Here is a 26,492-nt window from a genome sequence, read left to right as displayed (position 1 = left end):
TCTGTAATCAGTCGGGCACGGTCCGTAACGAGGGCCGTGTGCGTGAAGAAACCGGAGATGCAATGCAGAAGCTCAAGAAGGTCGCGGCCGTGGCGGTCATGGTCGGCGGTCTCGGCCTGGTGGGTGGCGGGGTTGCCAGCGCTCAGGGCGGTCACGGCTACGACGGCGACTTCCCGTCCGCGGTCAACAACCTGCAGGTCGTGGACTGCGACCAGGAGTTCGCGACCGGTGCGGCGTTCGCCCCCGTCGTCGGCACGGTCGGCGGCGACAACAGCGAGAACATCGGCAACTTCTGCACGGTGATCGGGTCCGTCGAAGACTGATCCCGGGCGCGGGAGCGGCGGGTTCCGTGCCTCGGCGCGAGGCCCGCTCCTCGGCCCCTCACCGTGTCGATGTCCGACGGTGGGACGGAATCTGCCTCCGGCCGGTAGGAACGAGGGCCTCTGATGGCCCTCGTCTCCAGTTACCTGTCGGAGGCATTCTGCTTTCCAGGGCTTCCGGTGCCCGGCCGTGCCTGTCGCGTGGTCGAGATTCCGAATGTCATTAAAAGGTGTTTTTCGCTTCACTCGATTGATGTCGGAAATATGGCGCTAAGCGCGGCGCATGTTATGGTCTGTAATCAATCGGGCGCGGTCCGTAACGAGGGTCGTGTGCGTGAAGAAACCGGAGATGCAATGCAGAAGCTCAAGAACGTCGCGGCCGTAGCCGTCATGGTCGGTGGTCTCGGCCTCGTGGGTGGCGGGGTTGCCAATGCCCACAGTGGTCACGGCCACGACGGCGACTTCCCGTCCGCCGTCGACAACCTGCAGGTTGTGTCCTGTGACCAGGAGCTCGAGACCGGCGCGACGTTCGCCCCCGCTACCGGCTCGGAAGGTGTCGGTGGCGGCAGCGGGGAGAACAGCGGCAAGTTCTGCACGGTGATCGGCTCCGTCGAAGGCTGATCCCGGGCACGGGAACGCCGGGTCTCGTGCCCTGGTACGAGGCTCGCTCCTCGGTACTCGCCGTGCCGGGCGTACAGATCAGTGCGTCGTCCCGGGGCTGCGAGGAAGACAGTCAATATCAGCGGAGCAGGGGACGTTTTGAGGCGCTGAGAAGCTCGACGCCCCTTTCTGTTCCGGAGCGGCCACGACCTTCGTGGTCGCCGCCAGTCAACACCCGGAGATACGCATGCGTAGGTTCAAGAAAATCATGCTGGTGACCAGCGTTATCAGTGGCGTCGGACTGACGGCCGCCGGGGCTGCTCAGGCCTGCGATGGTGAGCCGCCCGCCCCGGCCCCCGCCACCAACGCGCAGTCCCTCGAATGCGACCAGGAGTTTTCCCCCTCCACGGTCACGATCGCCCCGTCGGTCAGTGTCCTCGGCGACAGTGTCACGAACATCGGTAACTTCTGCACGCTGGTCGCTCCGAAGAACTGATCAGCCGGCCGTCGTCAAGAACTGAACAGCCGGATCTCAGCGGCCATCCCTACGGGTGGCCGCTGAGGCTTTTGGGCTACGAATATCGTCCGATCGATGAAATTCGCATGAGTCTTTCTTTGTGGGCTGTACGGATGAACCTCGCGGGATCTTCATCCTTATGGGGGTTGCCTACTTGAAGCTTGTTTCCCTCTTGGTGCACCATCGATTCCGTCCTTCTGCTGAAGAGGAATGTGAATCTGCTTGCGCCTCGGAGGGAACTGTGGGCGATATGATCGTCTTTCCGCGTTGTCCGGAGACAGGGAAAGCGTCTTTCCGGACTGAATCCGAGGCGAGGGCCTGGCTGATCAAGCAGCCGCTGTTGGAGAAAATTCCGGACCGAATCTACCGATGCTCGGGTTGCCGGTATTGGCACTTCACCGGATCCCATCACTGGACCAGCCAGAAAATCAGGTGGCAACGAAACTATGGCAGGCGGCAAGCCGATTCCCGGCGTAACGGCAGGAAGAGGGGGCGGAGCTGACGGCACCGGGTCCGGCTATTCCACTGCTTCGATCAGGAAGACGAATAGATTGCGACAGAACCTGAGCAGGGGAATGGTCGTGGCCGCGGCCGCGACCGGCATCCTGTCCCTTTGCGGCATCCCGGCGTTCGCGAACGCACACTCCGAAGGGACCCTGGGGGGACCGCTCGGTGCCCTGTCGGGCGTGTCCGACGCTCACCACGACGACAGCGCCTCTCGCGAGCACGCCGATCACAGCTCCGTCGGGGGGCAGGCCAACGCCCGCGCCGACATCGACGGCTACGGCGACACCGGCGAGAACGGCGACGGTGACGGCGGCAGGGAGATCGTCGGCAAGGGCGACGGCAGCGCTAGCGGTAGCGGCAAGGATGTCGTCGGCAAGGGCGACGGCAGCGCTAGCGGTAGCGGCAAGGATGTCGTCGGCAAGGGCGACGGCGACGGCAGCGGCAACCACGCCGTCGGGAACGGCGACGACGACGCCGGCTACGGCGACGACTCGGACACGCCGCCCACGGCTCCTCCCACCGCGCCGGCATCACCCCCCGTCACCACACCGCCGACCAGGACGCCGCCCTCGCACATCCCGCCCTCGCACACCCCGCCCGCGGTGAAGCCGCCCGCCGCGCCCCCGGAGCAGCCTCCCACCCTCCCCGAGACCGGCGCCGGGCCCGAGATCACCGTGGGCTCGGGTGTTGCCGCGCTGCTGATCACGGGCGGCGTAGTCCTGTACCGGCGAGGACGGGCCACCTCCCGTCGGTAGTGCTCCCTGCCGGGTGCCGGACGCATCGCGTCCGGCACCCGGCGTCTTTCGTCAGCCCCTTGCCCGCGACGGTGCCTTCGAGGGTTCCCGGACGGCTGGTACCGGGATCGCTCCGGCGATCGGGGTGGCGCGCAGCCGATGGCGAACCCCTCGTACGAGGGTCGCCGCCGTGAAGCTCGCGCCGTGGACGAAGCGCATGGCCGGCCCGAACGCGGAGGCTGTCACCAGACCCGCGAGGAAGAGTCCCGGGTGCGAGGACTCGAAGACCCGCCCGACGGCCGGGGAGCCGTCGGCCGCCGTCGCAAGGCTCCCGCGCAGTTCGTCGGAGAGCAGGGCCATCCGGTCCCGGGTCGCCCGGAACCCCGTGGCCGCGATCACGTGTTCGGTCTCCAGGGAGAGCGGCTCCCTGCTCCGGCTCACCGCCTCCAGCCGTACGCCGCCCGGCACCGGACGGGCCGTGGCGACCTCGTGGCCGAGCAGCACCTCCACCGCCGACTCGACCCGGTCACGTACCCACCAGGCGCCCGCCGGGCCCAGCGCGTTGGCCGCGATGCGTGCTCGGGTGGGCTCGGGGAGGCGGTGGAAGAGGCCCGGGTGTTCGGCGTAGAACCAGTTGCGCCAGCCGCAGCCGAGGCCGCTGTGCGGGGCGCGGGCCGACTTCCACCAGGGACGCCGCCAGGGCGGTGGTACGTCGTTCCACCACAGCCGGTCGGCCCGCGCCACCACACGTACACGCGTGCCCTGTTCGGCGAGCAGCGCGGCGGTCTCCAGGGCCGCCTGGCCGCCTCCGACCACGGTGACGTCCCTACCGCGGTATCGTTCCAGATCACTGTGGTGACTGCTGTGCGAGACGAGCGCGGGGTGCAGGCCACGCAGCGCAGACGGCACCTCCACGAAAGGCATGACGCCCACCGCCAGTGCCACCGTCCGGGCGCGCAGTACCTCTCCGTCCTCCGTGACCACATCGAAGCCGACAGGGCGGGCCGTCACCCGGCTCACCATCCGCTCGTCCACCTGGGGCACGGCGTTCCCGGCGAACCAGAGGCCGTACGCGGCGAACGTCGCCACCGGAATCGGTTCGCCGTGCCGCGCCGTCCGGCCCTGGGTCGCGCAGTAGGCGTCCAGGCGCCAACGCCGCTCGGGATCGGAGAGGTTGGAGGCCCAGGGTTCCGACTTCAGGAACATGCCACCGGGCATGTGGTCCCGCCAGGACGCCATGGGCCGTCCGAGGACGCGCAGGTTCAGCCCGGCGGCCGCGGCGTGTGACGCGATGGACAGGCCGTACGGGCCGGCGCCCACCACCAGCAAGTCGTACATCAGTGACTTCTCGCTTTCTCGTCGTCGATCAGGGATGGTGCGACCACCTGGTGGCCCACGCGGGCCGGCACGGGCGCCGCCGGGGTCGCGGGGAGCCGCTCTCGCAGGCGACGGGTCACATGACGGCACCACAGGGCCCACATCGCTCGGCCGGGAGCCGGGTCGTCCGGGGCGTGCCAGGCCAGTTCGCGTCCGTGGGGCGCCCGCCGCAGGGCAGCGAGCGGTGCGTAGTTCTCCACCACGAACGACCGTCCCTCCTGTGGCTTGCCCACCGGTAGTTGACGGTCCGTCAGATCGAGGTGCAGGGCGCGTACGACGTCCAGGCCGGCGGTGTCGGTGAAGAGCCCGAACTGGGCGCCGGGGCGGGGGTTGAAGTCGAGCAGGTGGTAGCGGCCCGTCGTGCCGCAGCGGCGGAAGTCGAGGTCGAAGATTCCGCGGTAGCCCAGCTCGCCGGTGAGTCGCTCGGCGAGCGCCCGCACCTGAGGGTTGCCCGTCCAGCGGCCGACCACGGTCAGGCCCGCTCCGCGCGGCCACGCCCGTTGCTTGCGGCCGGGCCCGCCCGCGCGCACCACGCAGGAGCGGTCGGCGTATCCGTGGAAGAACCAGTCGCGGTCCCGCCCCGGCGGCAGATACGCCTGGAGCAGCAGCGGGCTGCCGGCCTCCCCGGTACGCAGGTACAACTCCCCTGCCTGCCGAATGGACTTCACCAGCACCGTACTGTGCAAGCCGCTGCCCGACGGCACCTGCCAGGGCCGGCTCCACTTCGCCACTATCGGCAGACCCAGCCGCCGCGTGGCGTCGGCGGCCTCCGCCAGGCTGCCGGGGGCCAGCGTGACCGGGTGCGGGATGCCGGCGGACGCGCACACAAGGGCCAGTTCGGCCTTGTCGGCGACGTGTTCGGGCAGCGCGCCGGGCGTGTCGGGCAGCAGGTAGGTGGGGGTGAGTTCCTCGCGCATGCGGCTCACGGCGACCGCGCTCGCGTCGTCCATCGGGATCAGGACGGCGGGACGCGCGACCCGGGCGGCCACCCGGCGCAGCGCAACGGCGATCTCGCGGGGGGATGCTCCGGGCGGCGGCGGAGGATGCGTCTCGCTGACGAAGCGCGATCTGGTGACGGGACTTCCCGTGGTATCGGCGACCAGATGCACCTCCACTCCTGCTCTGCCGAGCGAGCGCACGGCCCCCAGCGTTCCGTGGTGAAAGGGATTCCGGTCGATCCGCAGCAGAACGGCGGGTACGCGGGTGTCGAGCAGCGGCACGGACTTCATTCCTTCAGATCGGCTCACCCGTACAGGGGAGCGAGACGCTCGAACGTCGTAAGCGCGATGGCGACGATTCATTTCCTGTGACTGACTTCATGTGACTGGCCATCAGTAGTGCGACCGGGCAAAGAGCAACGGCAGGAAACAGAGTGAGCGGGGAGAGGAACAGGCATGGTTCTAAAGAATTGCCGGGCCCGGACAGGACGGTTGGCGGTCGTCGCCGCGGCAGTCGCCCTCTCGGCGGCGCTCGCGTCCGGCGCCGGTTCCGCGGCGGGGACGCCACTTGTCGGCGATCCTCCCGCTCCGACGCCGATCGTCCCGGAGCCGGCAGCGCCCGCGGTGACCGCGTCGGCCGCGCGCCCGACTCCGCAGGCGCCCGCGGCCACCCTGGTCCCCACGCCTCCACCTCACTCCTTCCAACTGCCGCAGTCCGCCCTGCCGACCCCTTCCGTCACCCCGCCGACCCCTTCCGTCACCGGGCCGCCGACTCCTTCCGTCACCGGGCCGCCGACCCCGGCGCCTGGCAAGGAGAGTCCCGCCTTCGGCGTCTTCCTCGACTCCGGGGCCCCGGGTGTGACGGCCATGACGAGGCTCAGCAGCTGGCTGGGCGGCGCCGAACTGCGCGTCGGCCACAGCTATCTGCCCGGTGACCGCTGGAGCAACATCGAAGGCGCTCCGGAGTTCCTCGACACGTGGGCGCGCTGGCGCACGGCCAAGGACGACCGCATGTTCGTCCTCAACGTGCCCATGCTGGAACGCAACGAGGAGGGCGTCCCGGACGCCGAGGTCCGGAAGCTGCTGCGGCAGGGCGCCGCCGGACAGTTCGATCACCACTTCCGCGCACTCGCCGAGCGGCTGGTGGCGTTGAAGGTGCCGGACACGATCCTGGTGCTCGGCTGGGAGATGAACGGCACGACGTACACCCATCGCTGCGGGCCCGACCCGGAGGCCTGGAAGAAGTACTGGAACAGGATCGTCACCGTCATGCGGTCGGTGCCGGGCCAGAGATTCCGGTTCGACTTCACACCGAGCCGCGGCCGGGACGCCATTCCCTGGACTCAGTGTTTTCCGGGTGACGACACCGTCGACATCATCGGCATGGACGCGTACGACCAGCCGCGAGGACTTTCCTTCGACGAACAGGTGAATGAGCCCTACGGACTTCAAGCGCATGTGGACTTCGCGAAATCCCACAACAAGCCTATTTCCTATCCAGAATGGGGGCTGTTCCGCAATGGTGACAACGACACGTACATGCGGCGGATGCTCGCCTGGATCGACGCGCACAAGCCCCTGTACAACACGCTGACCGACTACTGTCCGCACGGTGTCTGGCAGTGCCCGGCCAACCCCGGTTCGTCCCGGGTCTACTGGTCCGTGCTCTCCGGTCGCACCGGCTGGCCGGCGACCCTGCCCGCACCCACCACACTTCCGGTCCCGTTGAGCTCGACGGCCTGCTCGCCGCTGCGTCTCGCCCACTGGATCGAGTCCTGGTTCGGCAGGAAAGTGTGCCGGCGTTTCGACGGGTGGTCGCGGACCCGGTAGCGGTCGGCGACGACGGGGCCCGAGACGGACCCGCCGTCATCGGCCCGTTCCCGGAAGTTACTCAGCAGCTCCTTGCCCCGCCGACGCGCGGCCACGTAGCCGACCACCGCCGACATCAGCGGGGCGGTGCGTCGACGGGCAAGCAGCAGCCGCTGGTTGGACACGGGATCGGGGCGCCAGTGGTGCTTGTAGGGCTCGTTGCCGCGCAGCAGACTCAGAGTGCTCTGCCCGCCGCTGACCGCGTGCTGGGTGCACGCGTCGAGGAGCATCGCCGCCACGTCGGCCTTGCGTTCCCGCAGGCACGGATGGGCGCCGTACAGGTAACCACCCGTGAGGCGGCGCGACTGCAGCGTGAGGTCGACGGCCACCACGTCGTCGTCGAGCCGGAACTCGGTGACCACCGCGTCGCCGGAGCGCACCATCGCTCCCATGGACCGCACCAGGTGCTCGCAGAAGCGCGCTTGCAGATGCTCCGACGTCACCTTCCGGCCCTGCCACTGCAGCCGGTGCAGTTCGATCAGCCGCTGAAGCGCCGCGCCGACCTGGTCCGGCGTCACGACGTGCCGCTCCACACCGAGAGACGTCAGCCTGCGCAGCTTGGCGCGGGCCCGCTGGGCCTTGCCGGACGACAGCCGGGACAACAACCCGTCCATGGGCACGGCAGGCAGCTCCAGGCACAGCGAGTCCTGCATCCGGTGGCGGGGCCCGCTCCAGCGGTCGTAGACGTGCTCGACCGCGCCGCCCGGCCGCACCTCACGGAAGTCGATCAGCGCGGTGCGGGCGGCGGCCGACAGCGCCTCGGCCAGCACGGCGGCCGCCCCGTCCGCCCGCTCGTCGTCGATCAGGACGTCCCCGTAGTCGGAGATGGGCCCGCCGAGTGGTACGAGCGTGGGCACCGGTACGCGCCGGAGCATCAGGGGCGCGGCAGCCACGAGTTCGGCGCCTTCGCGCACGAGTACCAGCCGCAGTCGGCCGGGCCTGCCGTATGACAGCCACCACGAGTGCAGCCAGGCGTGGTTCTGGAAGGGGGTCGCCGCGCCGCACCGCTCGTACAGCCGCTCCCAGGCCGGACCCACTTCGGCGAAAGCGCGTCCCTCGGTGACGAGTTCCGTCGTGTACGTCACTGTCACAGCTGTCCGTGCACGTCGGCGGCGAGCGCCGGGCCGGGCACCGAGGCGGGGCGAAGGGACTGCTCGTCCCCGGTCCGCCTCGGCCGTACGAGCAGCACCAGTCCGCCGAGCAGGCCACCCGCGCACGCGCCGACCAGACCGGTCACCGTCGGTGACGGGGACGTAGGCTCTGTCGGCCGCACCGCCCGCGAGAACTGGACGAGTTCGACGTGGGTGCTGGCCTTGGTCTCGTTCGCGTGCCGGGTCAGCGCGCGGGTGACCGCGTTGGCCATGTCGGCGGCGAGCCCGGGGCGCGGGGAGGTGGCCGAGACGGCGACCATCGGCGCGTCCGGCGAGGCAACCGTCCGCACGCTTCGACGCAGCGTCGGGACCGGCACGCCCGCCCACACCTGCGCGTCTCCGAGCACCGCGAGGTCCGTGGCGGCACGGCCGTACGCCTGTGCGAAGCCGAGTGCGGAGGCCGGGTCGGACTTCTCGCTCGGTACGGCGACCACGTAGCTGGTGGCTGTGTACGTCGGGGCTTTGAGCGTGCCGTAGGTGCCGCCGAGCAGGCCGCCGGCGAGCACGCCGGCCGCGAGCAGCGACCACGGCCGCAGGAGGCCGGCCCGGGTCAGGCGGCCGGGCTGCCGGTGGTGTCGGGCGTGGTTGTCGGTCATCACGTACTGGCTCCCTGGGGTGAACGGGGCAATGAGCAGGACAGCGCCGTCGCATACACGTCCATGAGACGGGCGGCGCTGCGGGTGATGTGGTAGCGGTGGGCCGCCTCCGGCGCCGTACGAGGCCGCGGACCGGCCGCGCGCACCTCGGCTACGGCGCCGGCGTACGCCTCCGGGCCGCCGCGCATCCGCAGGGCGCCGGCGGTGGCCTGCGGGGGCAGGTCCTCGATCGCCGGGCTGGAGGCGTAGAGCACGGGCAGGCCGGACGCCAGGGCCTCCACGACCGCCAGCCCGAAGGACTCCTCCGGGCACGGTGAGGCGAGCAGGTCCATGGCGGAGGTGAGGGAGGGCAGGTCCGGGCCGGGGGAGCCGTCGGGGACGTAGGGGCGTTCGCCGGCGAACAGGACACGGTCGGCCACGCCTGCCTCGTGGGCCGTGCGGCGCAGGGCACTCTCCTGCGGGCCGCCTCCGACCAGCAACAGCCAGTGGTCGTCCGGAAGCCGGGTCATCGCCTTGACGAGGACGTCGAAGCGCTTGTCCGCGCAGAGCCGGCCGATCCCGCCGACGACGAAGGCGTCCTCCGGCAGGCCGAGGTGGCGGCGGGTGCGGTGGCGCCGGGCCGGGTCGAAGCGGAATCGATTGACGTCGATGCCGTTGGGGATGACCTCGATGCGCGGGGAGGGTACGCCCCAGCGTCTGAGGCGGTCGGCGACCGCGGGGGAGACGGCGACCGTGGCGGAGCCGAGTCGCTCGCTGGCGAGGTAGAGCGCGCGGACGCCCGCCGTCAGCTTCCGGCCTTCCATCTGGGAGTCGCCGAGAGAGTGTTCGGTGGCGACCACGGCCCGGACGCCGGCCAGGCGGGCGGCGAACCGGCCGTAGACACAGGCGCGGTACAGGTGGGTGTGCACCAGGTCGTAGCCGCCGGCGCGGATCAGACGGACCAGGCGGGGCAGCGCGGTCAGATCGCGGTTGCCGTTCATCCCGAGGTGGTGCACCCGGACGCCGTCGGCGCTCAGCCCGTCGGCGACGGTGCCCGGGTTGGTGAGGGCCACCACCTCGCAGTCGACGCTGATGTGCCGCAGCAGCAGACGGAGCTGCTGTTCGGCACCGCCGGCACCGAGACCGGTGATGATGTGGAGGGCCTTCATGGTCACAGGCCCTCCACGGGGGACCGGCGCAGCCTGTGCAGCTTGTGCTTGAGGTACAGCCGCCAGGCCGTGTCGTTCTGGCCGATGTGCAGTCGGGGGAGGGCGTGCGGGCCGGTCAGGGGACCGGGGTCGATGGCGCAGGCGTAGGCGTAGCCGGCTTCGCGTACGGCGGCGACAGCGCGCTCGTCGACCGTGCCGTACGGGTAGCAGAAGCACTCGACCGGCGCGCCGATCAGCTCCGACAGCAGCGTCCTGCTGTCGGCGACCTCCGCTTTCACCGTGACGTCGTCGGCCTGGGTGAGATCGACGTGCGTCAGCCCGTGGGAGCCGATCTCCACGCCCTCGGAGGCCGCGCGCCGGATGCCGTCCACGGTCAGCAGTGCTTTGCGCGGGCCCAGCGGGTCCCAGGAGTTGACGCCGCCGAGCTGTCCGGGCAGGACGAAGAGGGTGGCACCGAAGTGCCGGCGGCGCAGCGCCGGAAGAGCATGCTCGAGGAAATCGGCGTATCCGTCGTCGAAGGTGAGACCGACCAGGCGCCGCCCCTCGCCCCGGGCCCGGGCGGCGAACAGTTCGCGCACGGACACGCCGCGAAGGCCGCGCCGGTGCAGCCAGGCCAGCTGCCGCTCCAGCCGTTCGGGTGTGACCGTGATGCGGTACGGGTCGTCGGAGCAGTCGCCCACGGAGTGGTACATCGCCACCCACGGGACCGGACCCGGCCGCGCCGCGGGGCGTCTGTCGGCACCGACGGATTCAACTGGAGCGACCATGCCTCAGCCTTCGTGTGACGGTACGTACGGAACGAAACGCGAACATGCAGACCTGGGCACCCAGGGCCCGTCCCAGCACGAGGAAGACGGCGGCAACGGTCACGCAGCCCACCGCGAGGCCGACCACCTGAGACTGCGGCCCGCTCGCGGCGAACGCCCCCGCCGCCGTCGCGACCCCCGCCGCCAGCACCGGCCTGCTCAACTCGGACAGCACCTGCCGGGTACGGATCGGGACCCCGCGCGAGCTGTCGTACAGCACGGCCGGCCCATGCGGTGCCATGGGCGAAGCCGGGACGGCGAGCGTGCCCGGCCCTTCGGGCGTTCGCGCGCCCCGGCCTGTGCCGCCTGCCGGTCCCTTCGACCTGCGCGGAGGGCCGAGGAGCAGCAATGCGGCGGTGACGGTGATGCCGACGGCGTTGGCGGCGGCGATCCCCGACACGCCCCAGGAGTTCACCGTCGCCTCCCCGACCCAGAAGGTCGCGCCCACGCCGGCCGCCATCGCGCCGGTCGGATACCAGGTGGGCCGCCCCGCCGAGAAGTACGAGCGGATCAGGACCCCGACCAGGGTCTGGCCGAGCAGCCCGAGGGCGTACACGCGCATGGCGCCCGCCGTCACCACCGTGTCCTGTGCGGTGAAAGCGCCCCGCTGGAAGAGGATCGCGATGATCTGCGGGGCGCAGGCGACCACCGCGGCCACGCCGACGAGCACCAGGCAGGAAGCCAGCACCAGGTCCCGCTCGACGCGGGCGCGGGCCCGTTCGGTGTCGCCGTCGGCGAGCGCCTGCGCCACCACCGGGAAGGTGACGGTGCACAGCATCAGCGAGAGCGTCATCGGGATCTGGGCCACCTTCTGCGCGTAGTTGAGGTGCGAGATGGCCCCGGAGGGAAGGGGGGAGGCGAGGAAGCGTTCGATCAGGACCTGGGACTGGCGGCACAGGGCGAAGAGGAGAACCGTACTGATCAGGGCGAGGTTCTTCGGGGGTGCCTCGGCCCCGGCTCCGTCGGCCGCGGACGGGTGACTCCTCAGATGCCGCCGCAGGGAAGGTAGTTGGGCGGCCACCATCAGGCAGCCGCCCACCGCCACTCCGGCTGCCGCCGATCGCACGCCCCAGCGCTCGCCGAGCAGGAACATCGCGGCGATGATGCCGACGTTGTAGGCCACGTAGATCGTGGCGGGCGCCAGGTAGCGGCGGTGCGCCCGCAGGGCCGCGCTGCAGTACCCGGCGAGCCCGAAGCTCAGCACGCACGTCGCCGTCAGCCGGGTGCAGTCCGTGGCGAGGCGGGGGTCCGCCAGGCCGGGAGCCAGAGCGTCGACCAGGTAAGGGGCCGCGCCGATGACGAGCACGGACACGGCGACGAAGCCGAGGGACAGACGGGGCAGGGTGCTGGCGACCAGGGAGCGGACCGGGTCGCCGGAGGCCCCCTGGGCACGCTGGACCAGGGCGAAGCTGAACGCCGGGATCAGCGCGATGGCCAGCCCGTCCTCGATGAGCAGCGTGGAGGCGAACTCCGGTACGGTCCACGCGACCAGAAAGGCGTCGGTCTCGCTGCCCGCCCCGAAGAGCCGGGCCAGCGTCTGGTCCCGCACCAGGCCGAGCAGCGCCCCGGCGACCGACAGCGACGCCGTGATCAGGGTGGCCTTGGCGAGGAACTTCCCGGTGACCGCGGTCGTTCCGGTGCTGTCCACGGCCTGCGCGGCGGCCCGCGCCGCGGGTACGGCCGTCCCGTCGGTCCCGCGACCGGGAGACCGCGTGGTCCGCGGCGGCGTCACGGTCATCGCGCCATGGCTTTCTCCGAGCTCCTGATCACCGGAACCGTCGTCGCGGCCTCCGCCTCGGCGCTCCCGGCCAGCGCCCACCACGCCACCAGCCCGAAGCACACGGCGGACAGCACGGTGGAGGGGCCGCCGATGTCGCCGTACACGAAGTCGGTCAGCTGCCAGACCAGCAGCCCGCAGGCGACGAGCCCGCAGTCGAGGCCGTGCGCCCCCGGCCTGCGGGCCCGCATCACGGCCCGTACCCCGCACACCAGCAGGGCCAGCCAGCTTCCGGCGAGGCCCAGCAACCCGATCAGGCCCTGCTCGCTGAGCACCAGCAAGTACATGTTGTGCGGCGACAGCAGCGGCTGCCTGCGGTACGCGGACCCCGCGCCCTCCGTGTCGCTGCCCGACGACAGCGCCAGCGAGGCGTATCCGTCCCGGTGTTCGGGGAAGCCCTTCAACCCGACGCCGGTCAGCGGGTGGTCGAGCCACATGTCGGTCGCGGCCGCCCACATCGTGTAACGGTCGACGACGGACTGGTCGGGGGCGTCGGTGACCTGTCGGATGCTGTCGATCCGGTCCTGCAGCATCGCCGAGCCGACACCGAGGCCTCCCACCAGGACCACGCCCGCCGCGACCACTGCCGCGGCCACCTTCAGCGCGCGCCGCAGCCCGGCCAGTGCCAGCTGCAGCGTGCAGGTCACGGCCGTCGCGATCCACGCACCCCGGCTGAAGGACAGCGCGAGCGGCGCCAGCAGCGCCAGCGCGCACAGGACGGCGACTGCCCGCTGCCGTACCGATGTCCGCCCCAGCGCGAGACCCAGCGCGCACACCAGGCCGAGGGCGACCACCGTTGCCATGCCCATCACGTCCTGCGGCCCGAACGTGCCGACCGCCCGGATCGGCTCGCCCTGATACGAGGCGCCGTTCCGGGTGATGTGCTGATGCACCCCCAAGGCTCCCTGCACGACCGCGAGCCCCACGAACGCCCAGGTCAGCAACCGGAAGTCGACCTGGTCGCGGATCAGCAGCAGGACCGCCGCCGGCACGAGCACGAAGATCTGCAGATACCGGCCCATTCCGGCGATCCCGGCCCCGGGCGCGTACGCCCCCGTGGCCGCGAGGGCCAGCCCGATCACCGGCAGACCCAGTACCACGGCGGCTGTGCGCGACAAGGCTCGCCGCCGGTCCCGTACCAGACGGATCACGCAGTACAGCACTACGAGTCCGGACGCCGCGTCGGCGGGACCCGGCCCGGCGTCACCGCTCGGAGGCAGCGGCAGCGCCAGCAGGACGAGTACGGCCACCACGGGCAGGACCGGCGTCAGGAGAGTGCCCCGGCGCGCGAGCGGTGTCAGTGCGAGGCTCACGCTTCAGCTCCCCGTCGGACGAACGAGCGTGGCCGCGGTGCGCAGCAGGATGCACACGTCCTGCCACAGCGACCAGTTGTCGATGTACACGTTGTCGAAGCGGCAGCGGTCCTCGATGGACGTGTCGCCGCGCAGTCCGTGGATCTGGGCGAGGCCGGTGATGCCGGTCCGCAGGCGGTGACGGTCCGCGTAGCCGGGGTGGGTGCGGCTGAACTGTGCGACGAAGTACGGGCGTTCGGGCCGCGGTCCGACCAGGCTCATGTCGCCCCGGAGCACGTTCCACAGCTGGAGCAGCTCGTCGAGCGAGGTGCGCCGCAGCATGCGGCAGAACCCGCGCATCTCGCGTTCGTTCGCCACGCTCCACCGGGTTGCCGCCTCGTGCCCGTCGACCGGGCGGTGAGTGCGGAACTTCAGCAGGGTGAAGGGTTTTCCGCCCTTGCCGATGCGCTCCTGCCGGAACACCACGCCCGGCCCGTCGCTGATCCGCAGCGCCACCGCGCAGACCAGCAGCAGAGGACTGACCAGCAGCAGCAGCGTCCCCGACACCAGGACGTCGAGCGTCCGCTTGCCCGCGCCGCGGTGCAGCGCCGCGGACATCTCCAGGCGCCGGCAGGCGAACCCGGCCAGCCGCTCCTGCGTTGCATACGACGGGGAGTCCGCGTCGACCTCCCACACCACGCAGCCCCACTCGGCCAGCGCGCGCAGCAGCGGTCCCTGCTGGGCCCGCACCGAGGGGTGCACGGCGAGTACCGCGCGCACGCCGTTCTGCACGACCGCCCGCTCTACCTCCTCACCGGTCGTCAGCACCGGCAGGCCCTCGGCGCCGTCCTGCCGTTCGGCCACGATCCCCACCGGCCGCACCCCGCACCGCGGATGCCGCAGCACGGCGGCGGCCACGCGCTGCGCGGACGCCGCCGGCCCGATGACGAGTGCGGTGTGCGGGTGGCGCAGCAGCGCCGCGCGCCGTCTCGCGTGCACGGTGCCGCGCAGTGCGCAGCTCGCCGCCGTGTGCACGGCGAAGCCCACCAGCAGAGCGCCGGCGGTCAGCGCGTGATCCGGCCGGTACGCCGCCACGAGCGCCGCGAGCGTCAGCCAGGCCACCGCGGTCCGGCCACAGACGGCGGGCAGTTCGTCCAGGACCCCCGGCACCGACGGGCGCCCGCGACGCGGACGCAGCAACAGTGACACGGCCACCAGCAGGGCCGACGACAGCGGACGGAACTGAGTCCCGGCCAGTGTCATGACACCCAGCAGGGCGGCCGTGCCATCCGCGACAAGCAGGGGCATCGGCGAGGACGGCCGCGCGGGCGGTCTGCGGGCGGTGAACCTCGGCCCCGGGGCGGTGCCGCGGGGCGGCACGACCGAGACGGGCGAGAATCCGTGGTCCCGGGTCTGTGTGCCGGGGGAGGAAAGGGCGCTTTCCGCGGTCACGGGTGGATCGACTCCCTATGCTCTGGGGGCGCGACGCGTGGCGCGAGCCGCAGGCTGATCAGGTCGCGATAGACGTCCGCGACCGCCTCGGCGGTGTGCCGCACGTCGTGCGAGGACAGGACGTGCCGGCGCCCCTGGTGGCCGAGCGACTCGCGCAGCGGCGGGTCGAGCAGCAGTTCGGTGACGGCCCTGGCCAGTACCACCGGGTTCTCGGGCGGGACCAGGCAGCGAGCGGCGAGGGCGGGGGGCAGACTCTCGCGGGCACCGTCGACGTCGGTGACCACGACAGGCCGCCCGCAGGCCATTGCCTCCAGCGGGGCCAGCGCCATGCCCTCCCAACGGGACGGCAGAACGACGAGATCGGCGGCCTGGTACCAGGGGACGGCGTCGGCGACGGCTCCGACGAACAGCACGGACCCTGGCGCGTGCGCCCGCAGCGGGTTGCGGTCCGGCCCGTCGCCGACCAGGACGAGACGCGCGCCGGGCACCCTGCGGGCGACGGCACTCCACGCCGCCAGCAAGACGTCCTGCCCCTTCTGCCGGCACAGCCGCCCTACGCAGACGACCAGCGGCGCGCCGGGATCGACCTTGCGCAACGGGCTCAGTCCGGCCCGTACGGCGCCCGCCGGGGCGGGGTGGAAGCGCTGCGGGTCGACGCCGTTGGGGATGACACTCCATCGCCCACTGATCCCGGCGCGCACGCCGGTCGTGCGCTCCGCCTCGCTCACGCACACGATGCGGGAGGCCCAACGCGCCCCCCAGCGCTCCCACGCCAGCGCGAGCGCCGAGGTGGCCCCGCCGACGGCCTCGAACGACCAGGCGTGAGGCTGAAAGACGGTGGGGATGCGTCCCCGCACGGCGAGCCGCCCGGCGAGCCCGGCCTTCGCGCTGTGCGCGTGCAGGAGATGGGGACGCACTTCATCGATCACCCGCACGAGGTGCCGTACCTCCCGCACGAGAGAGGGACCCGGTGACCGCGTCGCGTTCCAGTGCCGTACGTCCGCGCCCAGCGGCCGGAGCCGGGTGGCGAGCTCGCCGTCGGGGCAGACCACCGTGACGGCCAGACCGGCCGCGAGTTGCGCGCGCGCCAGGTCCGTCACGACGCGGGCGGCCCCGCCCTCCACGGGCTGGGTGAGGTGAAGGACCCGCGGTTGAAGGGCGGACGGTGACGGATGCATGTGCGATGCCCTCAACTCACCCTGGCACTCGGGACGGGAGGGAGCGGGCCTCACTGCTGTGCGTCGACGGCGACGAAGAAAACGCCGGACCAAACCGTGTCCCGCTGTGAGATGAACCGGAAGGCCAACCGGTCACCGCCGTGCCGCAGACCTGTCCTGAGGTCGAACACATCGGAGTCGTAGCCCAGGGTGTCGGCGTACGCGGGCACGCGCTGCGACTGGGCCTTCCCGGGCTCCGTGATGGTGGAGTTCGCGACGTCGTCGCGGGGGTTGCCAGGGCTGGTGAGGGCGGTGCGGTGGATCGCATGGCCACGTGCGCGGCTGGTCGTGAGGGTGAGGGCGTCACCGGTTGCGCCGCGGTCGCCGTCGTATGTCACCAGCCCCGCACGGCCGCCCGCGCCCGCGGGGATGCGCAGCCCGCGCAGCCCGATCTCCTGCCCCGCGCCGGACTTCAGCCCATCAAAGCCGTCCCACACGGCGAGGTGCCGCAGCGGCTGCGCCGGGTTCTCGTACGCCACCACCAGCGTCCAGCCACCCCACGCGCCGGCCACCGACCTGCCTTTCGCCACGTTGATCTGGGCCACGGTGTACAGCCCCGATCCGCTGTCCCGAACCAGCCTCGTGACGTTCGCCGAGGCCTGGAAGGCGTCCGCGCCGTGCGCCACCCGGTGGCCGATGACGGTGTCCGCGAGGACCTCGCGGTACTCCCCGCCCGGTTCGGCGATCAGCACCCGCCCGTTGTCCTTGGGCGGCTTCTGCTCGCCGACACGCAGGTTGCCGCCCCAGTACAGCCGGGCGTAGCTGACCCTTGAGCCCTTGGGCAGGCGCACCTGGGCGCGGGAGGAGTTGTAGGTGTTCGGGTCCTTGTCGACATCGACGTAGGTCATGTCGACGTCGCCGTTCCGTGCGGTGCTCCCCGCCCGCGCGGTCGGGCAGGAACGTGGCGCCGACAGCAGGGATCTGCGGACCGCCTTCGGCACACGGCAGGTGATGGAGACGTTGGCCGCGCGGACGATGCCGCCGTGCTGGAGCGCGTGGTACCGCTGGGCGAATGCGAGACGGCCCGCCTCCGGCTGTGGCGGCGCGGCAGACGCGACCGCCAGGGCAGCGGCGGGAGCCCAGATGCCGGCGAGGGCGAGGGCGCCCACTGTCGCGCGGCGCACCAGAGGGGCTAGGGAATTGCGCATGACCGGCGTTGCCCTTTCGGGAGGTTGCGGTGTCAGAGGGGGCGGCACAAAGGCGAGGTGCGCGCGGAAGGGGCGCGTCGAGCGGTGCGCGCCACTCTAGCCGCTATCGGGGCTAATCATTTCAAACCTGGCAAGCATGTCGGATAGGGGAAGTCCGATTTTTTCCGAAATCGACAGGCAGGTGGCGCGCGGCAGCGGCGGGAATGTCGCCGAGTGTTGGCCTGATGCTGCGTATCCCGCCGTCAGATCCGTCCCGGCCGCCGACACGGGGGGCCGCGCCGGTCTCGCTCGCTCGACCGGCAGCGAGTTCGAGGCCGCCGACCTCTCTTGTCGGCGGCCGGCCCGTCGCAGCTGCCCGCGGCCGCCTGTCGTACGGCAGTTGCGGCCGACGGCGCCGGTCCGGTCCGCGGCCGCTCTGCCCGCGCTGAGCTCATTCCAACTTCAGGCGACAGCCGATCGGCGCTGTGTCACGAGCGTCCGGCAGTCCCTGGATATGACGTTCTTGGCGGTGGCCGAGGGTGATGTGGGCGATTGACAGTAGCGATCCGTGCCCGGTGGTCCGAGGTTGCGATCGACCTTCAGGCGACAGCCGATCGGCGCTGTGTCACGAGCGTCTGGCAGTCCCTGGATATGACGTTCTTGGCGGTGGCCGAGGGTGATGTGGGCGATTGACAGTAGCGATCGGTGCCCGGTGGTCCGAGGTTGCGATCGACTCGATGCACCGCAGTGAAGTGCGCAGCCCCATGTGGCAGTTCGAGACGGAGAACGGCCCAGGTGAGGCGTACCTGCACGAGGACGGCGCATGCCAGTAGGCTTTCCCATCGGCCGCGGTAAGGGAGACGGACGGTGCCGCCTGCGTGCTGGTGGCCCATGTCTGCCCAGCAAGTGATGCCGGCCTGGGCGAGTGCATCGATGACCCCGCGCTCAGGCGCGGCACGGACGTCGTGGACGGCGCCGGTCAAGGCTGGTGAAGCCCACTTCAGAGGCCCCTGAGAATCGGCTATGACCTGCACGTTTATGCCGTCCTTCTGGTGTTTGCGTACGCCTTCGCCGACGCCGCTCGTACGGCTTCGGTGAGGGTGGGGGCGAGGGCGGCCAAGAGGTTGACGGCTTGGCGCTGGACCGGTAGGCGGTGGTGGTGCCGACCCCGAATCCGGCCGCGAGTTGGGCGCAGGGCTGCCCGTTGCGCAGGTGGGCCAGGACGAGCGGGGTTTCTGTCGGCGTGCGTTCAGGCGGCGCCATCGGGTTCCGTGGCCGAAAACCCATCTACCAGGGGCTTCAGCTGTTTGTCAGCCCAACTAGCCAGCTTTCACGAAAGGTTGGAAGGAGCTCGTCGCCGAGGCTCCCGCCGCCGCGGGGCAAAGAACCCTTTCCATCCTTTCTCGTCCCGCGTCCCCGACTTTCAGAGTCATGTCCTTCAAAGATCTCATATGAGGACTCGGCAATCTTCCGTGCGTAGGGTTTCCGAACCGTTCGGCGCTCGTTGTGCACGGCGTCAGAAATTCTCTCCGGCTACACACGTTGCCGAAGAAAGGAACACGATGAAGTCTCTGAAGGCTGCCGCTGTCCTTACCGGGTCTCTGGTCCTCGCCGGTGCCGCCGCGCCAGCGTTCGCCCTCAGCGGTGCCGACGTGGCGCAAGAGAGCCTCAACGACGCAGTGACCGTCATCGACCACGGCCCGGTCCAGGTGGAGCCGCTCCAGTCGTCGGACGCACTCGACGTGAAGAAGAAGAAGGAGTCGCTGCTCAAGGCGGTGAATCGCTCGACCACCGCTCTGAACAAGGGCACCCCGCTGGTGGGCGGACTGCCGTTGCACGGCTGACAATTACCCCGGACGAGATGCCCGCCACGTTCTGGTTCCAGCTGCCGGCATCGCCCCCGGGGTGCTTCGAAGAGGGCCGATTCCGCGCCATGCGGTGTCGGCTCTCTGCGTTGTCGGAGGTCTCCGTCGATCGTCGTACCACCGCCGCATTCGGGCGCATCGCCGCCGACGGCAACAGTGTGGGCCGCGCACTGTCAAAATACCGGCGCGGGGAATTCCGGCGGCGCTCAGGGGGCCATGGAATGTGGTACACCGGGAACCGAGGCGATCACGGATTCGGTTTTCCAGCCATCACTGCCCGTCTCGTCCGCCGCAGCGCAACCCGCCTTGCTGTGAACCCCTCGTTCGTGTGGTCATGTCGACGCAGGTAGTCCGTTCGGGTGAGAGTACGCCCGAGTGCGTTCCGGCACGTCTGTAGGGTGCCGCGGTGACCGCAATCATCAGAGAAACGCACCCTTTACGAGCCCACGACCCGGGCGCGCCCGCCCTCCCGGCATCGGGCGGTGAAGCTCTCGACGGTGACGTGGCCTACCTCCTCGGCCCCTCCCGCAAGGACGACTGCGAAGATTCGAAGCCCACGTCGGGCGCTGGCGAGAAGCTGTTGAGCGACAAGGTCCCGCAGGTCGGCGACGCCTTCGGCGACGGCGCGCAACCACCCTGCGCGCCAGGGCCGGCGGGCAGCCGTCGAGGGCCGGTCCGGAGGAAGCCGTGACCGGATCGGTGAACAACGCGGACGGATCCGCGAGTTCCGCGGCCCACGCCACGAGGTCCGCCGCCGGCTCCCCGGCACTCGCGGTCGACGCCTTGCCACCGGCTGCGGCCCCCTGCCCGTCGCCCGTCGTCAGGTTCGCGCAGTCGACCAGGCGGAGGCTGGTGCTGCGGGGGCTGGTCGCGTCGGCGGCCGGGGTGGCGCTCGCGCCGGTCCTGGCGGCGTTGGGCTCCCCGGAGCAGGCGCGGTTCGGCGAGACTTACCGCGGACGGCGCATCGTCGGCGTCAGACACGACGCCGGGCAGCAGGGAGACGACGTCTCGGGCGCATGGCACGTCACCGTGGACGGCCGGCCACTGCACCTGATGCGTCGCGTGGACGGCAGTTGGATGACCATGATCGACCACTACCAGTCGTATCCGACACCGTTGGCCGCGGCGCGCGCGGCCGTGGACGAACTCGGCTCCACCGCACGGTTGGCCGCGGCGGACGGATGCGGCAGCCGCATGCACGACAGCGGGACGCCGAGTGGCGGCCAGGGAGCCCAGGGGGATCATCACCATGGTGTACACGCGTAAGGACGTCAGCACGCTCACCCGTTCAGAGCGGCGCCGGTTCGTCGACGCGCTCATCCAGGTCAAACTCCGCGGCGAGTACGACGAGTTCGTGCGCATGCACATCCAGTACTACGTTCCCGACGGCGAGAGCGGCCTGCGCGTGGCCCACATGGCACCCTCCTTCCTGCCGTGGCACCGCAGGTTGCTGCTGGAGTTGGAGGGGGCGCTGCGCCGCGTGGACGACTCGGTGACCCTGCCGTACTGGGACTGGACGCGTCACCGCAGCCCGACGGCCGTACCGTGGACCGAGGACCTGCTCGGCGGCACCGGGCGGGGTTCCGACCGGCAGGTCATGACCGGCCCCTTCGCCCACCAGCACGGCCAGTGGACCATCAAGGAGGGGGTCACAGACGCCGAGTTCCTGATGCGTGACCTCGGCCGCCCCTTGAACCCCATCGCCCTGCCCACGGCCACGGATCTGAAGTCAGCCCTCGCGGATCCGGTCTACGACACGGCCCCTTGGAACTCCACATCCGCCAAAGGGTTCCGCAACAAGTTGGAGGGCTGGGGACAGGGACACGGCGCGGTGTCGTGGCGCAACCACAACCGGGTCCACCGATGGGTCGGGGGCCACATGACGACCGGCGCCTCCGTCAACGACCCGGTCTTCTGGATGCACCATGCCTTCGTCGACCTCGTGTGGTCCCGCTGGCAGTCGCGGCATCGGAACGCCCGCTATCTTCCCGCGAAGCCGCCCGGCCCAGGAGACGCCCAGCGCGGCCGGATCGTGGCGCGGAGAGAGAAGATGCCGCCGTGGGATGTGACACCGGAGGAACTGGAGGGCCACAGCACCATCTACCGGTACCAGTAGCGACAGTGGCGACGTATCGGCGCGTGTCCGTCCCCTCGTAGCGTGAAGGCTGTGACTGCCGGGGAAGTCAGGACATGGCAGAGCAGCACCGGAAGTTCGAGCCGGAGTTCCGTGAGGGTGCGGTCCGGATCACCACGGCGCCAAGTCGTAGCCAGGGCCCCGCGGAGCCCCGTACGCGGGAGCACACAGCTCGCCGACGTCGTGCGGATCGATACGGCAGCGCCGCGGCGGTCGCTCAGGCGCGGTGCTACCGGTCAGGCAGGATCTCGGGCCGCGTCACCGGCACGATGGTGGTCAATTCGTCGAGACCCTTGAAGTCGTCGGGGGTGGTGGTGAAGAGCGGCAGTTCCTCGGCGGTCCCTATGGCGGCGATCATCAGGTCGGCCGCACGACGACGGGGCTTGCGGCCCACGGAGACGACGGCGGCGCAGATTCTGCCGAAGAGACGGGCCGCCTCCACGTCGAAGGGGATGGGGTCGAATGCGTTTTCGGCGCGCTGCAGGACGTCCATGCGGCGGGCCCGTTCGGCGTGTTCGTCGTAGTCACTCTGCTCGCCGCCACGTACCTGGTGGGGCTCGCGGAGAGCTCCGCGAGGGTGATGGCGCTGATGGCCATCTCGGCAGGCAGCTCGTCGGGGTCGATCCACTTGCGCAAGATCATGATGTTGGTGTCGAGCAGGCCTTGCTTGTGCTCAACGGGCATACGGTCGTCCAACTCCTGCTCGACGGCGGCGTCCTGGTCGTCGCGGAAGGCGTCCAGCGAGATGGCAGGGGCGGTGCCTGACATGGCTGCGAACTCCGCACGGGGAACGAAGCGGCGACGGCGGCGGAGCGGGATCAACTCGCCGACACGGTGCCCGTCGCGGGTGGCGGTGAACGCCCGCCCTCCCTGGACGGAGGCCATGGTCTCTTTGGAACGGGTGCCCTGATCGCGCTGAGTGATCTCCGGCTGCGCCGTCTTGCTGTCCGCGACGGCGAAGGTGTGCGTCCGCGCCCACGATCGGGACGGGTGAAAGCCCTTGCTGTCAGAGCGGCGTGCGCGCGGACGTGAAAAGCCCCTCACGCGTTTCCGCTGGTGAGAGGCAGTGTGCGCCCCCGGCAGGACTCGAACCTGCGGCCAAGCGCTTAGAAGGCGCCTGCTCTATCCACTGAGCTACGGGGGCCGGGTGTGGTGGCCTCTGTCTTGGGTGCCCGGGTGTGGGCCGTTCCGTGACGTTGCCGGGGACAAGGATAGGGCTCCTGCGACCTTGTCCCTGTTGCTTCGCCTCCGTGGCTCGATGTGGAGGTTCAGTGAAGCGGTCCTGATAATCGCAGGCAGGTACGAATAGTGCATCGCTTTTGGCGCCTCACACACCGGGTGTTGTGCACTCGTTATGCCTGGACTGTGCCTGCGTCCCAGTCATCCCTTCCATCCCTTGTGTCCGGTCGGCGCGCAGAAGTGCTCATATGCTTCAGAATTCCCCTAAAATTGGGCATTCTTCACATGTGGTGACCTTGGACGTACGGCCTCAGCTGCTCGACGCACTCTCCGCCCTGCGCGACCGTGTCGCCGCCGCACGCTTCCCGCTGCCCCTGGCGGGGGCCCCACGCGCGCGTGCCAACCGCGACGAACTGCTCGCCCAGCTCGACGACTATCTGGTGCCCCGGTTGAGGGACCCCGAAGCGCCGTTGCTGGCCGTGGTGGGCGGTTCCACCGGGGCCGGCAAGTCGACTCTCGTCAACTCCCTTGTGGGACGGCGGGTGAGCGAGGCGGGCGTGCTGCGGCCGACTACCCGGACACCGGTGCTGGTCTGCCATCCGGAGGACCATCACTGGTTCAGCGGAATGCGCGTACTGCCCGACCTCACCCGCGTGTGGGTGCCCCACCAGGAACCGGGGGACGACCTCCTGCTGCCCGGCGAGAACCCCGCGCGCGTGCTGCGCATCGAGACCGCCGACACCCTCCCGCCGGGCATCGCGCTCCTCGACGCACCCGACGTCGACTCCCTGGTCGCCGACAACCGCGTCCTCGCCGCCGAGCTGATCTGCGCCGCCGACATCTGGATCATGGTGACCACGGCCGCCCGCTACGCCGACGCCGTCCCCTGGCATCTCCTGCGCACCGCCAAGGAGTACGACGCCACGCTCGTCACCGTCCTCGACCGGGTGCCGCACCAGGTCGTCTCCGAGGTCTCGCGGCAGTACGCGGCCCTGCTCACCAAGGCGGGCCTCGGCGAGGTGCCCCGGTTCACGGTGCCGGAGCTGCCCGAGTCGGCCTGGGGCGGCGGCCTGCTGCCCGCCACCGCCGTGGCATCACTGCGGACCTGGCTCGTCCACCAGGTGCAGGACGCCGCGGCCCGGCAGCACACCGTCGCCCGTACGGCCCACGGTGTCCTCGCCTCCCTGAAGTCGCGGATGCCCGAGCTGGCCGGCGCCGCGGCCGCCCAGTACGCGGCCGCGCTGCGGCTCACCACCGCCGTCGAGGGGGCGTACGACAGCGAGTACGCGCGTGTGCGGGGGCGGCTCCAGGCCGGTGCCGTGCTCGCCGGTGACGCCCTCAAGCGCTGGCGGGCCTTCCCCCTCGACTGCACCGCCGCGGAGCTCCTGGACGCCCTGGTGGAGAGCCTTGGCGCCCTCCTTCTCTGCGCGGTCACCGCTGCAGACGAGCGTGTCGACGAGGCGTGGCGGCGCGAACCGGCCGCGGCCGCACCGGAACTGACGGACCGCGACCCGACCCAGGAGAGCGTCGAGCACCGGATCGGGATGGCCGTACGACGCTGGCGGCGCGAGCTGGAGGAGTACGCCGAGGAGGAGGTCCGCGACCTCGACCGGGGTGTCGCGCCCGACCCGGAGACGGTCGCCGCGCTCGTCGCCACCGCGCTGCTCGGCGGACGCCGGGCACGGGTCGCGGGCGAGGGGCTCGCCGAGCGGATCGGCGCCCACGGGGCCCTGCGGCTGCGCGACCGGGGCGGACGGCTGCTCGCCGAGCACCTCGACCGGGTCGTGCACACCGAACGCGAGCGCCGGCTCGCCCCGCTCGACGCACTCGACGTACACCCGGAGCCCCAGGCCGAACTCATCGCCGCGCTGTCCGTACTGCAGAAGGAGAGGTGACCGATGACCGCCGTCACGGATCAGGACCACACGGAGCAGGCGGGGGACGCCGGATCGGAGAACGGGGAGGGGCCGGTCGAGGAATTGGCGTCGGGCGGCGAGGTGGACTCGGGCGGGAAGGACGAGCACGCGCGCGTGGAGAGTGCGGAAGGCGGTGACGGGCGGGCGGACCGCGGACGCGCGCGGAGGGACGCGGGCTCCCGTCCCGCGCGGGCGGATGCGCGTCCGGGGCACACGCGCGAGGAAGCCGGTCGCGCGCGCGGAGAGGCTGTGGAAGCCTCCGGAGGGTCGGCCGACGCCGCGGGTGCCTGGGACGACGGGCTCATCGCGCGCCGGGTCACCGCCGAGACCGAGCAGGCCGCCGCCGTCGAGGTCCGCGGGCCCAACGTCCCGCCCGCCGCCCCGCTCACGTACGACGGCCCCCTGCACTCCCGGCTGGACGCGTTGCGCGAGCTGGTCGGGCTGTCGCGGGCCCGGCTCGACAGCCGGACGCTCGCCGAGGCCGGCCAGGTCCTGGACGAGGCGGCCGCCCGGCGCAGGCTCTCCGGGCACCACACCGTCGTCGCCATCGCCGGCGCGACGGGCAGCGGCAAGTCGCAGCTGTTCAACGCGCTCGCCGGAGTGGCCATCTCGGAGACCGGTGTACGCCGGCCCACCACGGCCGCGCCGATCGCGTGCAGTTGGAGCGACGGTTCGGCCAGTCTCATCGAGCGGCTCGGCATCCCGCCCCGGCTGCGGCGCCGCCCGCTGCAGAGCGCCGAGTCCGAGGCGCAGTTGCGCGGGCTCGTCCTGGTCGACCTGCCGGACCACGACTCGGCCGCCGTCCAGCACCGCGAGCACGTGGACCGCATTCTGGCGCTCGTCGACGCCGTGATCTGGGTCGTCGACCCCGAGAAGTACGCCGACGCGATCCTGCACGAGCGCTATCTGCGCCCCATGGCGGGCCACGCGGAGGTCATGTTCGTCGTCCTCAACCAGATCGACCGGCTGCCCGGGGAGGCCGCCGAGCAGGTCCTCGACGATCTACGACGACTGCTGGACGAGGACGGGATCGCCCTCGGGGAGTACGGCGAACCCGGCGCGACCGTGCTCGCGCTCTCGGCGCTCACCGGGGACGGTGTCGGCGAACTACGGGAGTCGCTCGGTCAGTTCGTGGCGGAACGCGGGGCTCCCGCGCGGCGGATCGCGGCCGACGTGGACGCGGCTGCCTGGCGTTTGCGGCCCGTCTACTCGACGGGCCGGCGCACCGGGCTGAGCGAGGAGGCGCGCGACGACTTCGCCGCCCGGCTCGCGGACGCGGTCGGCGCCACCGCGGCGGGCGAGGCGGCCGAACGCGCCTGGCTGCGCAACGCCAACCGCGCGTGCGGGACGCCCTGGCTGCGGCTGTGGCGCTGGTACCAGGACAGGCGCGAACCTCCCACAGGGCGGCTGCCGTTGCGCGCCCACCCTGACGAAGAGGCGACCGCCCGCCAGCGTGTCGAGCAGGCCGTACGGACGCTCGCCGACCGGGCCTCGGCGGGACTGCCCGCGCCGTGGGCGCAGGCGGTGCGCGAGGCGGCCGTACGCGGCTCCCAGGGGCTGCCCGAGGCGCTGGACGCGCTGACGGCCCGGGCCGGGCTGCCACCGGGCCGTCCGCCGACCCCGGGCTGGTGGCCGGTGGCCGTGCTGGCACAGGCGTCCATGACGCTCCTTCAAATCGTCGGCGGCCTCTGGCTGGTGGGCCAGATCGTCGGGGTCATGGCGCCGAACCTGGGCGTGCCGGTGCTGTTGATGGTGGCCGGCATCATCGGCGGCCCGCTCGTCGAGTGGAGCTGCCGGATGGCGGCGCGGGGGCCCGCCCGGCGGTACGGCGTGGAGGCGGAACGGCGGCTGCGGGAGGCGGCGTCCGGGTGCGGGCGGGCGCGGGTGCTGGACCCGGTGGCGGCGGAGCTGCTGCGCTACCGGGAGGTCCGGGAGCAGTACGGCAGGGTCGTCGGGGTGGGGTGAGGGGC

At 71.2% G+C, this 26,492-nt stretch carries 20 protein-coding genes, 1 tRNA gene and 4 pseudogenes; 10 read left to right on the top strand and 15 right to left on the bottom strand.

Annotated features, from left to right (window positions below; translation table 11 throughout):
• Positions 1-62: 62 nt before the first annotated feature.
• The 4 genes from ABZT06_RS12875 (at position 63) to ABZT06_RS12860 (ending at position 2,699) form a co-directional block, all read left to right on the top strand.
• Positions 63-323 (top strand): hypothetical protein, encoded by a 261-nt coding sequence (locus tag ABZT06_RS12875; RefSeq protein ID WP_355739069.1) that lies wholly within the window; start codon positions 63-65, stop codon positions 321-323.
• 123 nt (positions 324-446) lie between these two features.
• Positions 447-941, top strand: a complete 495-nt coding sequence (locus ABZT06_RS12870) for a hypothetical protein (protein ID WP_355739066.1) — start codon at positions 447-449, stop codon at positions 939-941.
• Between the two features lie 226 nt (positions 942-1,167).
• Positions 1,168-1,416, top strand: a complete 249-nt coding sequence (locus tag ABZT06_RS12865; protein WP_355739063.1) for a hypothetical protein — start codon at positions 1,168-1,170, stop codon at positions 1,414-1,416.
• 572 nt (positions 1,417-1,988) lie between these two features.
• On the top strand, positions 1,989-2,699 hold the full coding sequence (locus tag ABZT06_RS12860; RefSeq protein ID WP_355739060.1) for an LPXTG cell wall anchor domain-containing protein: 711 nt from the start codon (positions 1,989-1,991) through the stop codon (positions 2,697-2,699).
• A gap of 51 nt (positions 2,700-2,750) precedes the next feature.
• Here ABZT06_RS12860 and ABZT06_RS12855 read toward each other — a convergent pair whose 3' ends face one another.
• Positions 2,751-4,016: an NAD(P)-binding domain-containing protein gene (locus tag ABZT06_RS12855; protein WP_355739057.1), complete on the bottom strand. Its 1,266-nt coding sequence runs from the start codon at positions 4,014-4,016 to the stop codon at positions 2,751-2,753.
• Positions 4,016-5,275: an ATP-grasp domain-containing protein gene (locus tag ABZT06_RS12850; protein ID WP_355739054.1), complete on the bottom strand. Its 1,260-nt coding sequence runs from the start codon at positions 5,273-5,275 to the stop codon at positions 4,016-4,018. Before ABZT06_RS12850 ends, ABZT06_RS12855 begins: the two co-directional genes overlap by 1 nt.
• A gap of 174 nt (positions 5,276-5,449) precedes the next feature.
• On the opposite strand from ABZT06_RS12850, the gene ABZT06_RS12845 reads away from it, so the two are divergent.
• A complete protein-coding gene (locus ABZT06_RS12845; protein ID WP_355739051.1) occupies positions 5,450-6,823 on the top strand; it encodes a glycosyl hydrolase in 1,374 nt (457 codons plus the stop codon).
• A 32-nt stretch (positions 6,824-6,855) separates the two neighbouring features.
• Here the strand turns inward: ABZT06_RS12845 and ABZT06_RS12840 are convergent.
• The 10 genes and pseudogenes from ABZT06_RS12840 to ABZT06_RS12795 form a co-directional block, all read right to left on the bottom strand.
• Positions 6,856-7,947, bottom strand: a pseudogene (locus ABZT06_RS12840) (GNAT family N-acetyltransferase); the annotation flags it as partial.
• 2 nt (positions 7,948-7,949) lie between these two features.
• Positions 7,950-8,609, bottom strand: a complete 660-nt coding sequence (locus ABZT06_RS12835; RefSeq protein WP_355739048.1) for a lipopolysaccharide biosynthesis protein — start codon at positions 8,607-8,609, stop codon at positions 7,950-7,952.
• Entirely contained in the window at positions 8,609-9,757 is a 1,149-nt protein-coding gene (locus tag ABZT06_RS12830) for a glycosyltransferase (protein ID WP_355739046.1), read from the bottom strand. The genes ABZT06_RS12835 and ABZT06_RS12830 overlap by 1 nt, the downstream gene beginning before the upstream one ends.
• Before the next feature lie 2 nt (positions 9,758-9,759).
• Positions 9,760-10,524 carry a polysaccharide deacetylase family protein gene (locus ABZT06_RS12825; protein WP_355739043.1) on the bottom strand — a complete coding sequence of 255 codons (765 nt, stop codon included), beginning with the start codon at positions 10,522-10,524 and terminating at the stop codon, positions 9,760-9,762.
• Positions 10,508-12,301 (bottom strand): lipid II flippase MurJ, encoded by a 1,794-nt coding sequence (locus ABZT06_RS12820; RefSeq protein WP_355739040.1) that lies wholly within the window; start codon positions 12,299-12,301, stop codon positions 10,508-10,510. Before ABZT06_RS12820 ends, ABZT06_RS12825 begins: the two co-directional genes overlap by 17 nt.
• Positions 12,298-13,653: an O-antigen ligase family protein gene (locus tag ABZT06_RS12815; protein ID WP_355739038.1), complete on the bottom strand. Its 1,356-nt coding sequence runs from the start codon at positions 13,651-13,653 to the stop codon at positions 12,298-12,300. Before ABZT06_RS12815 ends, ABZT06_RS12820 begins: the two co-directional genes overlap by 4 nt.
• Positions 13,654-13,656: 3 nt before the next feature.
• Positions 13,657-15,084, bottom strand: a complete 1,428-nt coding sequence (locus ABZT06_RS12810; RefSeq protein WP_355739035.1) for an exopolysaccharide biosynthesis polyprenyl glycosylphosphotransferase — start codon at positions 15,082-15,084, stop codon at positions 13,657-13,659.
• Complete coding sequence (locus tag ABZT06_RS12805; protein WP_355739033.1) at positions 15,081-16,262, bottom strand: glycosyltransferase family 4 protein; 1,182 nt, start codon at positions 16,260-16,262, stop codon at positions 15,081-15,083. Before ABZT06_RS12805 ends, ABZT06_RS12810 begins: the two co-directional genes overlap by 4 nt.
• Positions 16,263-16,312: 50 nt before the next feature.
• On the bottom strand, positions 16,313-17,449 hold the full coding sequence (locus ABZT06_RS12800) for a DUF3344 domain-containing protein (protein ID WP_355739031.1): 1,137 nt from the start codon (positions 17,447-17,449) through the stop codon (positions 16,313-16,315).
• Between the two features lie 884 nt (positions 17,450-18,333).
• Positions 18,334-18,462 (bottom strand): annotated as a pseudogene (locus ABZT06_RS12795) (IS5/IS1182 family transposase); the annotation flags it as partial.
• Positions 18,463-18,990: 528 nt separating this feature from the next.
• On the opposite strand from ABZT06_RS12795, the gene ABZT06_RS12790 reads away from it, so the two are divergent.
• From ABZT06_RS12790 to ABZT06_RS12780, 3 genes are all read left to right on the top strand, one after another.
• Positions 18,991-19,272, top strand: a complete 282-nt coding sequence (locus ABZT06_RS12790; protein ID WP_355739028.1) for a hypothetical protein — start codon at positions 18,991-18,993, stop codon at positions 19,270-19,272.
• Positions 19,273-20,076: 804 nt separating this feature from the next.
• Entirely contained in the window at positions 20,077-20,559 is a 483-nt protein-coding gene (locus ABZT06_RS12785) for a tyrosinase family oxidase copper chaperone (protein ID WP_355739345.1), read from the top strand.
• Complete coding sequence (locus tag ABZT06_RS12780; RefSeq protein ID WP_355739026.1) at positions 20,543-21,409, top strand: tyrosinase family protein; 867 nt, start codon at positions 20,543-20,545, stop codon at positions 21,407-21,409. Before ABZT06_RS12785 ends, ABZT06_RS12780 begins: the two co-directional genes overlap by 17 nt.
• A gap of 247 nt (positions 21,410-21,656) precedes the next feature.
• Here the strand turns inward: ABZT06_RS12780 and ABZT06_RS12775 are convergent.
• From ABZT06_RS12775 to ABZT06_RS12765, 3 genes and pseudogenes are all read right to left on the bottom strand, one after another.
• Positions 21,657-22,111, bottom strand: a pseudogene (locus ABZT06_RS12775) (type II toxin-antitoxin system VapC family toxin).
• Positions 22,112-22,114: 3 nt separating this feature from the next.
• Positions 22,115-22,312, bottom strand: a pseudogene (locus tag ABZT06_RS12770) (prevent-host-death protein); the annotation flags it as partial.
• 186 nt (positions 22,313-22,498) lie between these two features.
• Positions 22,499-22,571: transfer RNA gene (locus tag ABZT06_RS12765), tRNA-Arg, on the bottom strand.
• Positions 22,572-22,893: 322 nt separating this feature from the next.
• Here ABZT06_RS12765 and ABZT06_RS12760 point away from each other — a divergent pair.
• Positions 22,894-24,501, top strand: a complete 1,608-nt coding sequence (locus tag ABZT06_RS12760) for a dynamin family protein (RefSeq protein WP_355739023.1) — start codon at positions 22,894-22,896, stop codon at positions 24,499-24,501.
• 3 nt (positions 24,502-24,504) lie between these two features.
• Positions 24,505-26,487: a YfjP family GTPase gene (locus ABZT06_RS12755; RefSeq protein ID WP_355739020.1), complete on the top strand. Its 1,983-nt coding sequence runs from the start codon at positions 24,505-24,507 to the stop codon at positions 26,485-26,487.
• Positions 26,488-26,492 lie beyond the last annotated feature (5 nt).

The sequence above is a fragment of the Streptomyces sp. NPDC005483 genome (assembly GCF_040606035.1).
Classification (GTDB): domain Bacteria; phylum Actinomycetota; class Actinomycetes; order Streptomycetales; family Streptomycetaceae; genus Streptomyces.
Note: the sequence above shows the minus strand (reverse complement) of the source record. Positions and strands in the feature narration are given on the sequence as shown.

Coding starts and splice junctions, on each gene's coding strand:
- ABZT06_RS12875 (WP_355739069.1), top strand. CDS start 63: ATGCAGAAGCTCAAGAAGGTCGCGGCCGTGGCGGTCATGGTCGGCGGT.
- ABZT06_RS12870 (WP_355739066.1), top strand. CDS start 447: ATGGCCCTCGTCTCCAGTTACCTGTCGGAGGCATTCTGCTTTCCAGGG.
- ABZT06_RS12865 (WP_355739063.1), top strand. CDS start 1,168: ATGCGTAGGTTCAAGAAAATCATGCTGGTGACCAGCGTTATCAGTGGC.
- ABZT06_RS12855 (WP_355739057.1), bottom strand. CDS start 4,016: ATGTACGACTTGCTGGTGGTGGGCGCCGGCCCGTACGGCCTGTCCATC.
- ABZT06_RS12845 (WP_355739051.1), top strand. CDS start 5,450: ATGGTTCTAAAGAATTGCCGGGCCCGGACAGGACGGTTGGCGGTCGTC.
- ABZT06_RS12835 (WP_355739048.1), bottom strand. CDS start 8,609: ATGACCGACAACCACGCCCGACACCACCGGCAGCCCGGCCGCCTGACC.
- ABZT06_RS12830 (WP_355739046.1), bottom strand. CDS start 9,757: ATGAAGGCCCTCCACATCATCACCGGTCTCGGTGCCGGCGGTGCCGAA.
- ABZT06_RS12825 (WP_355739043.1), bottom strand. CDS start 10,524: ATGGTCGCTCCAGTTGAATCCGTCGGTGCCGACAGACGCCCCGCGGCG.
- ABZT06_RS12820 (WP_355739040.1), bottom strand. CDS start 12,301: ATGACCGTGACGCCGCCGCGGACCACGCGGTCTCCCGGTCGCGGGACC.
- ABZT06_RS12805 (WP_355739033.1), bottom strand. CDS start 16,262: ATGCATCCGTCACCGTCCGCCCTTCAACCGCGGGTCCTTCACCTCACC.
- ABZT06_RS12800 (WP_355739031.1), bottom strand. CDS start 17,449: ATGCGCAATTCCCTAGCCCCTCTGGTGCGCCGCGCGACAGTGGGCGCC.
- ABZT06_RS12790 (WP_355739028.1), top strand. CDS start 18,991: ATGAAGTCTCTGAAGGCTGCCGCTGTCCTTACCGGGTCTCTGGTCCTC.
- ABZT06_RS12780 (WP_355739026.1), top strand. CDS start 20,543: ATGGTGTACACGCGTAAGGACGTCAGCACGCTCACCCGTTCAGAGCGG.
- ABZT06_RS12755 (WP_355739020.1), top strand. CDS start 24,505: ATGACCGCCGTCACGGATCAGGACCACACGGAGCAGGCGGGGGACGCC.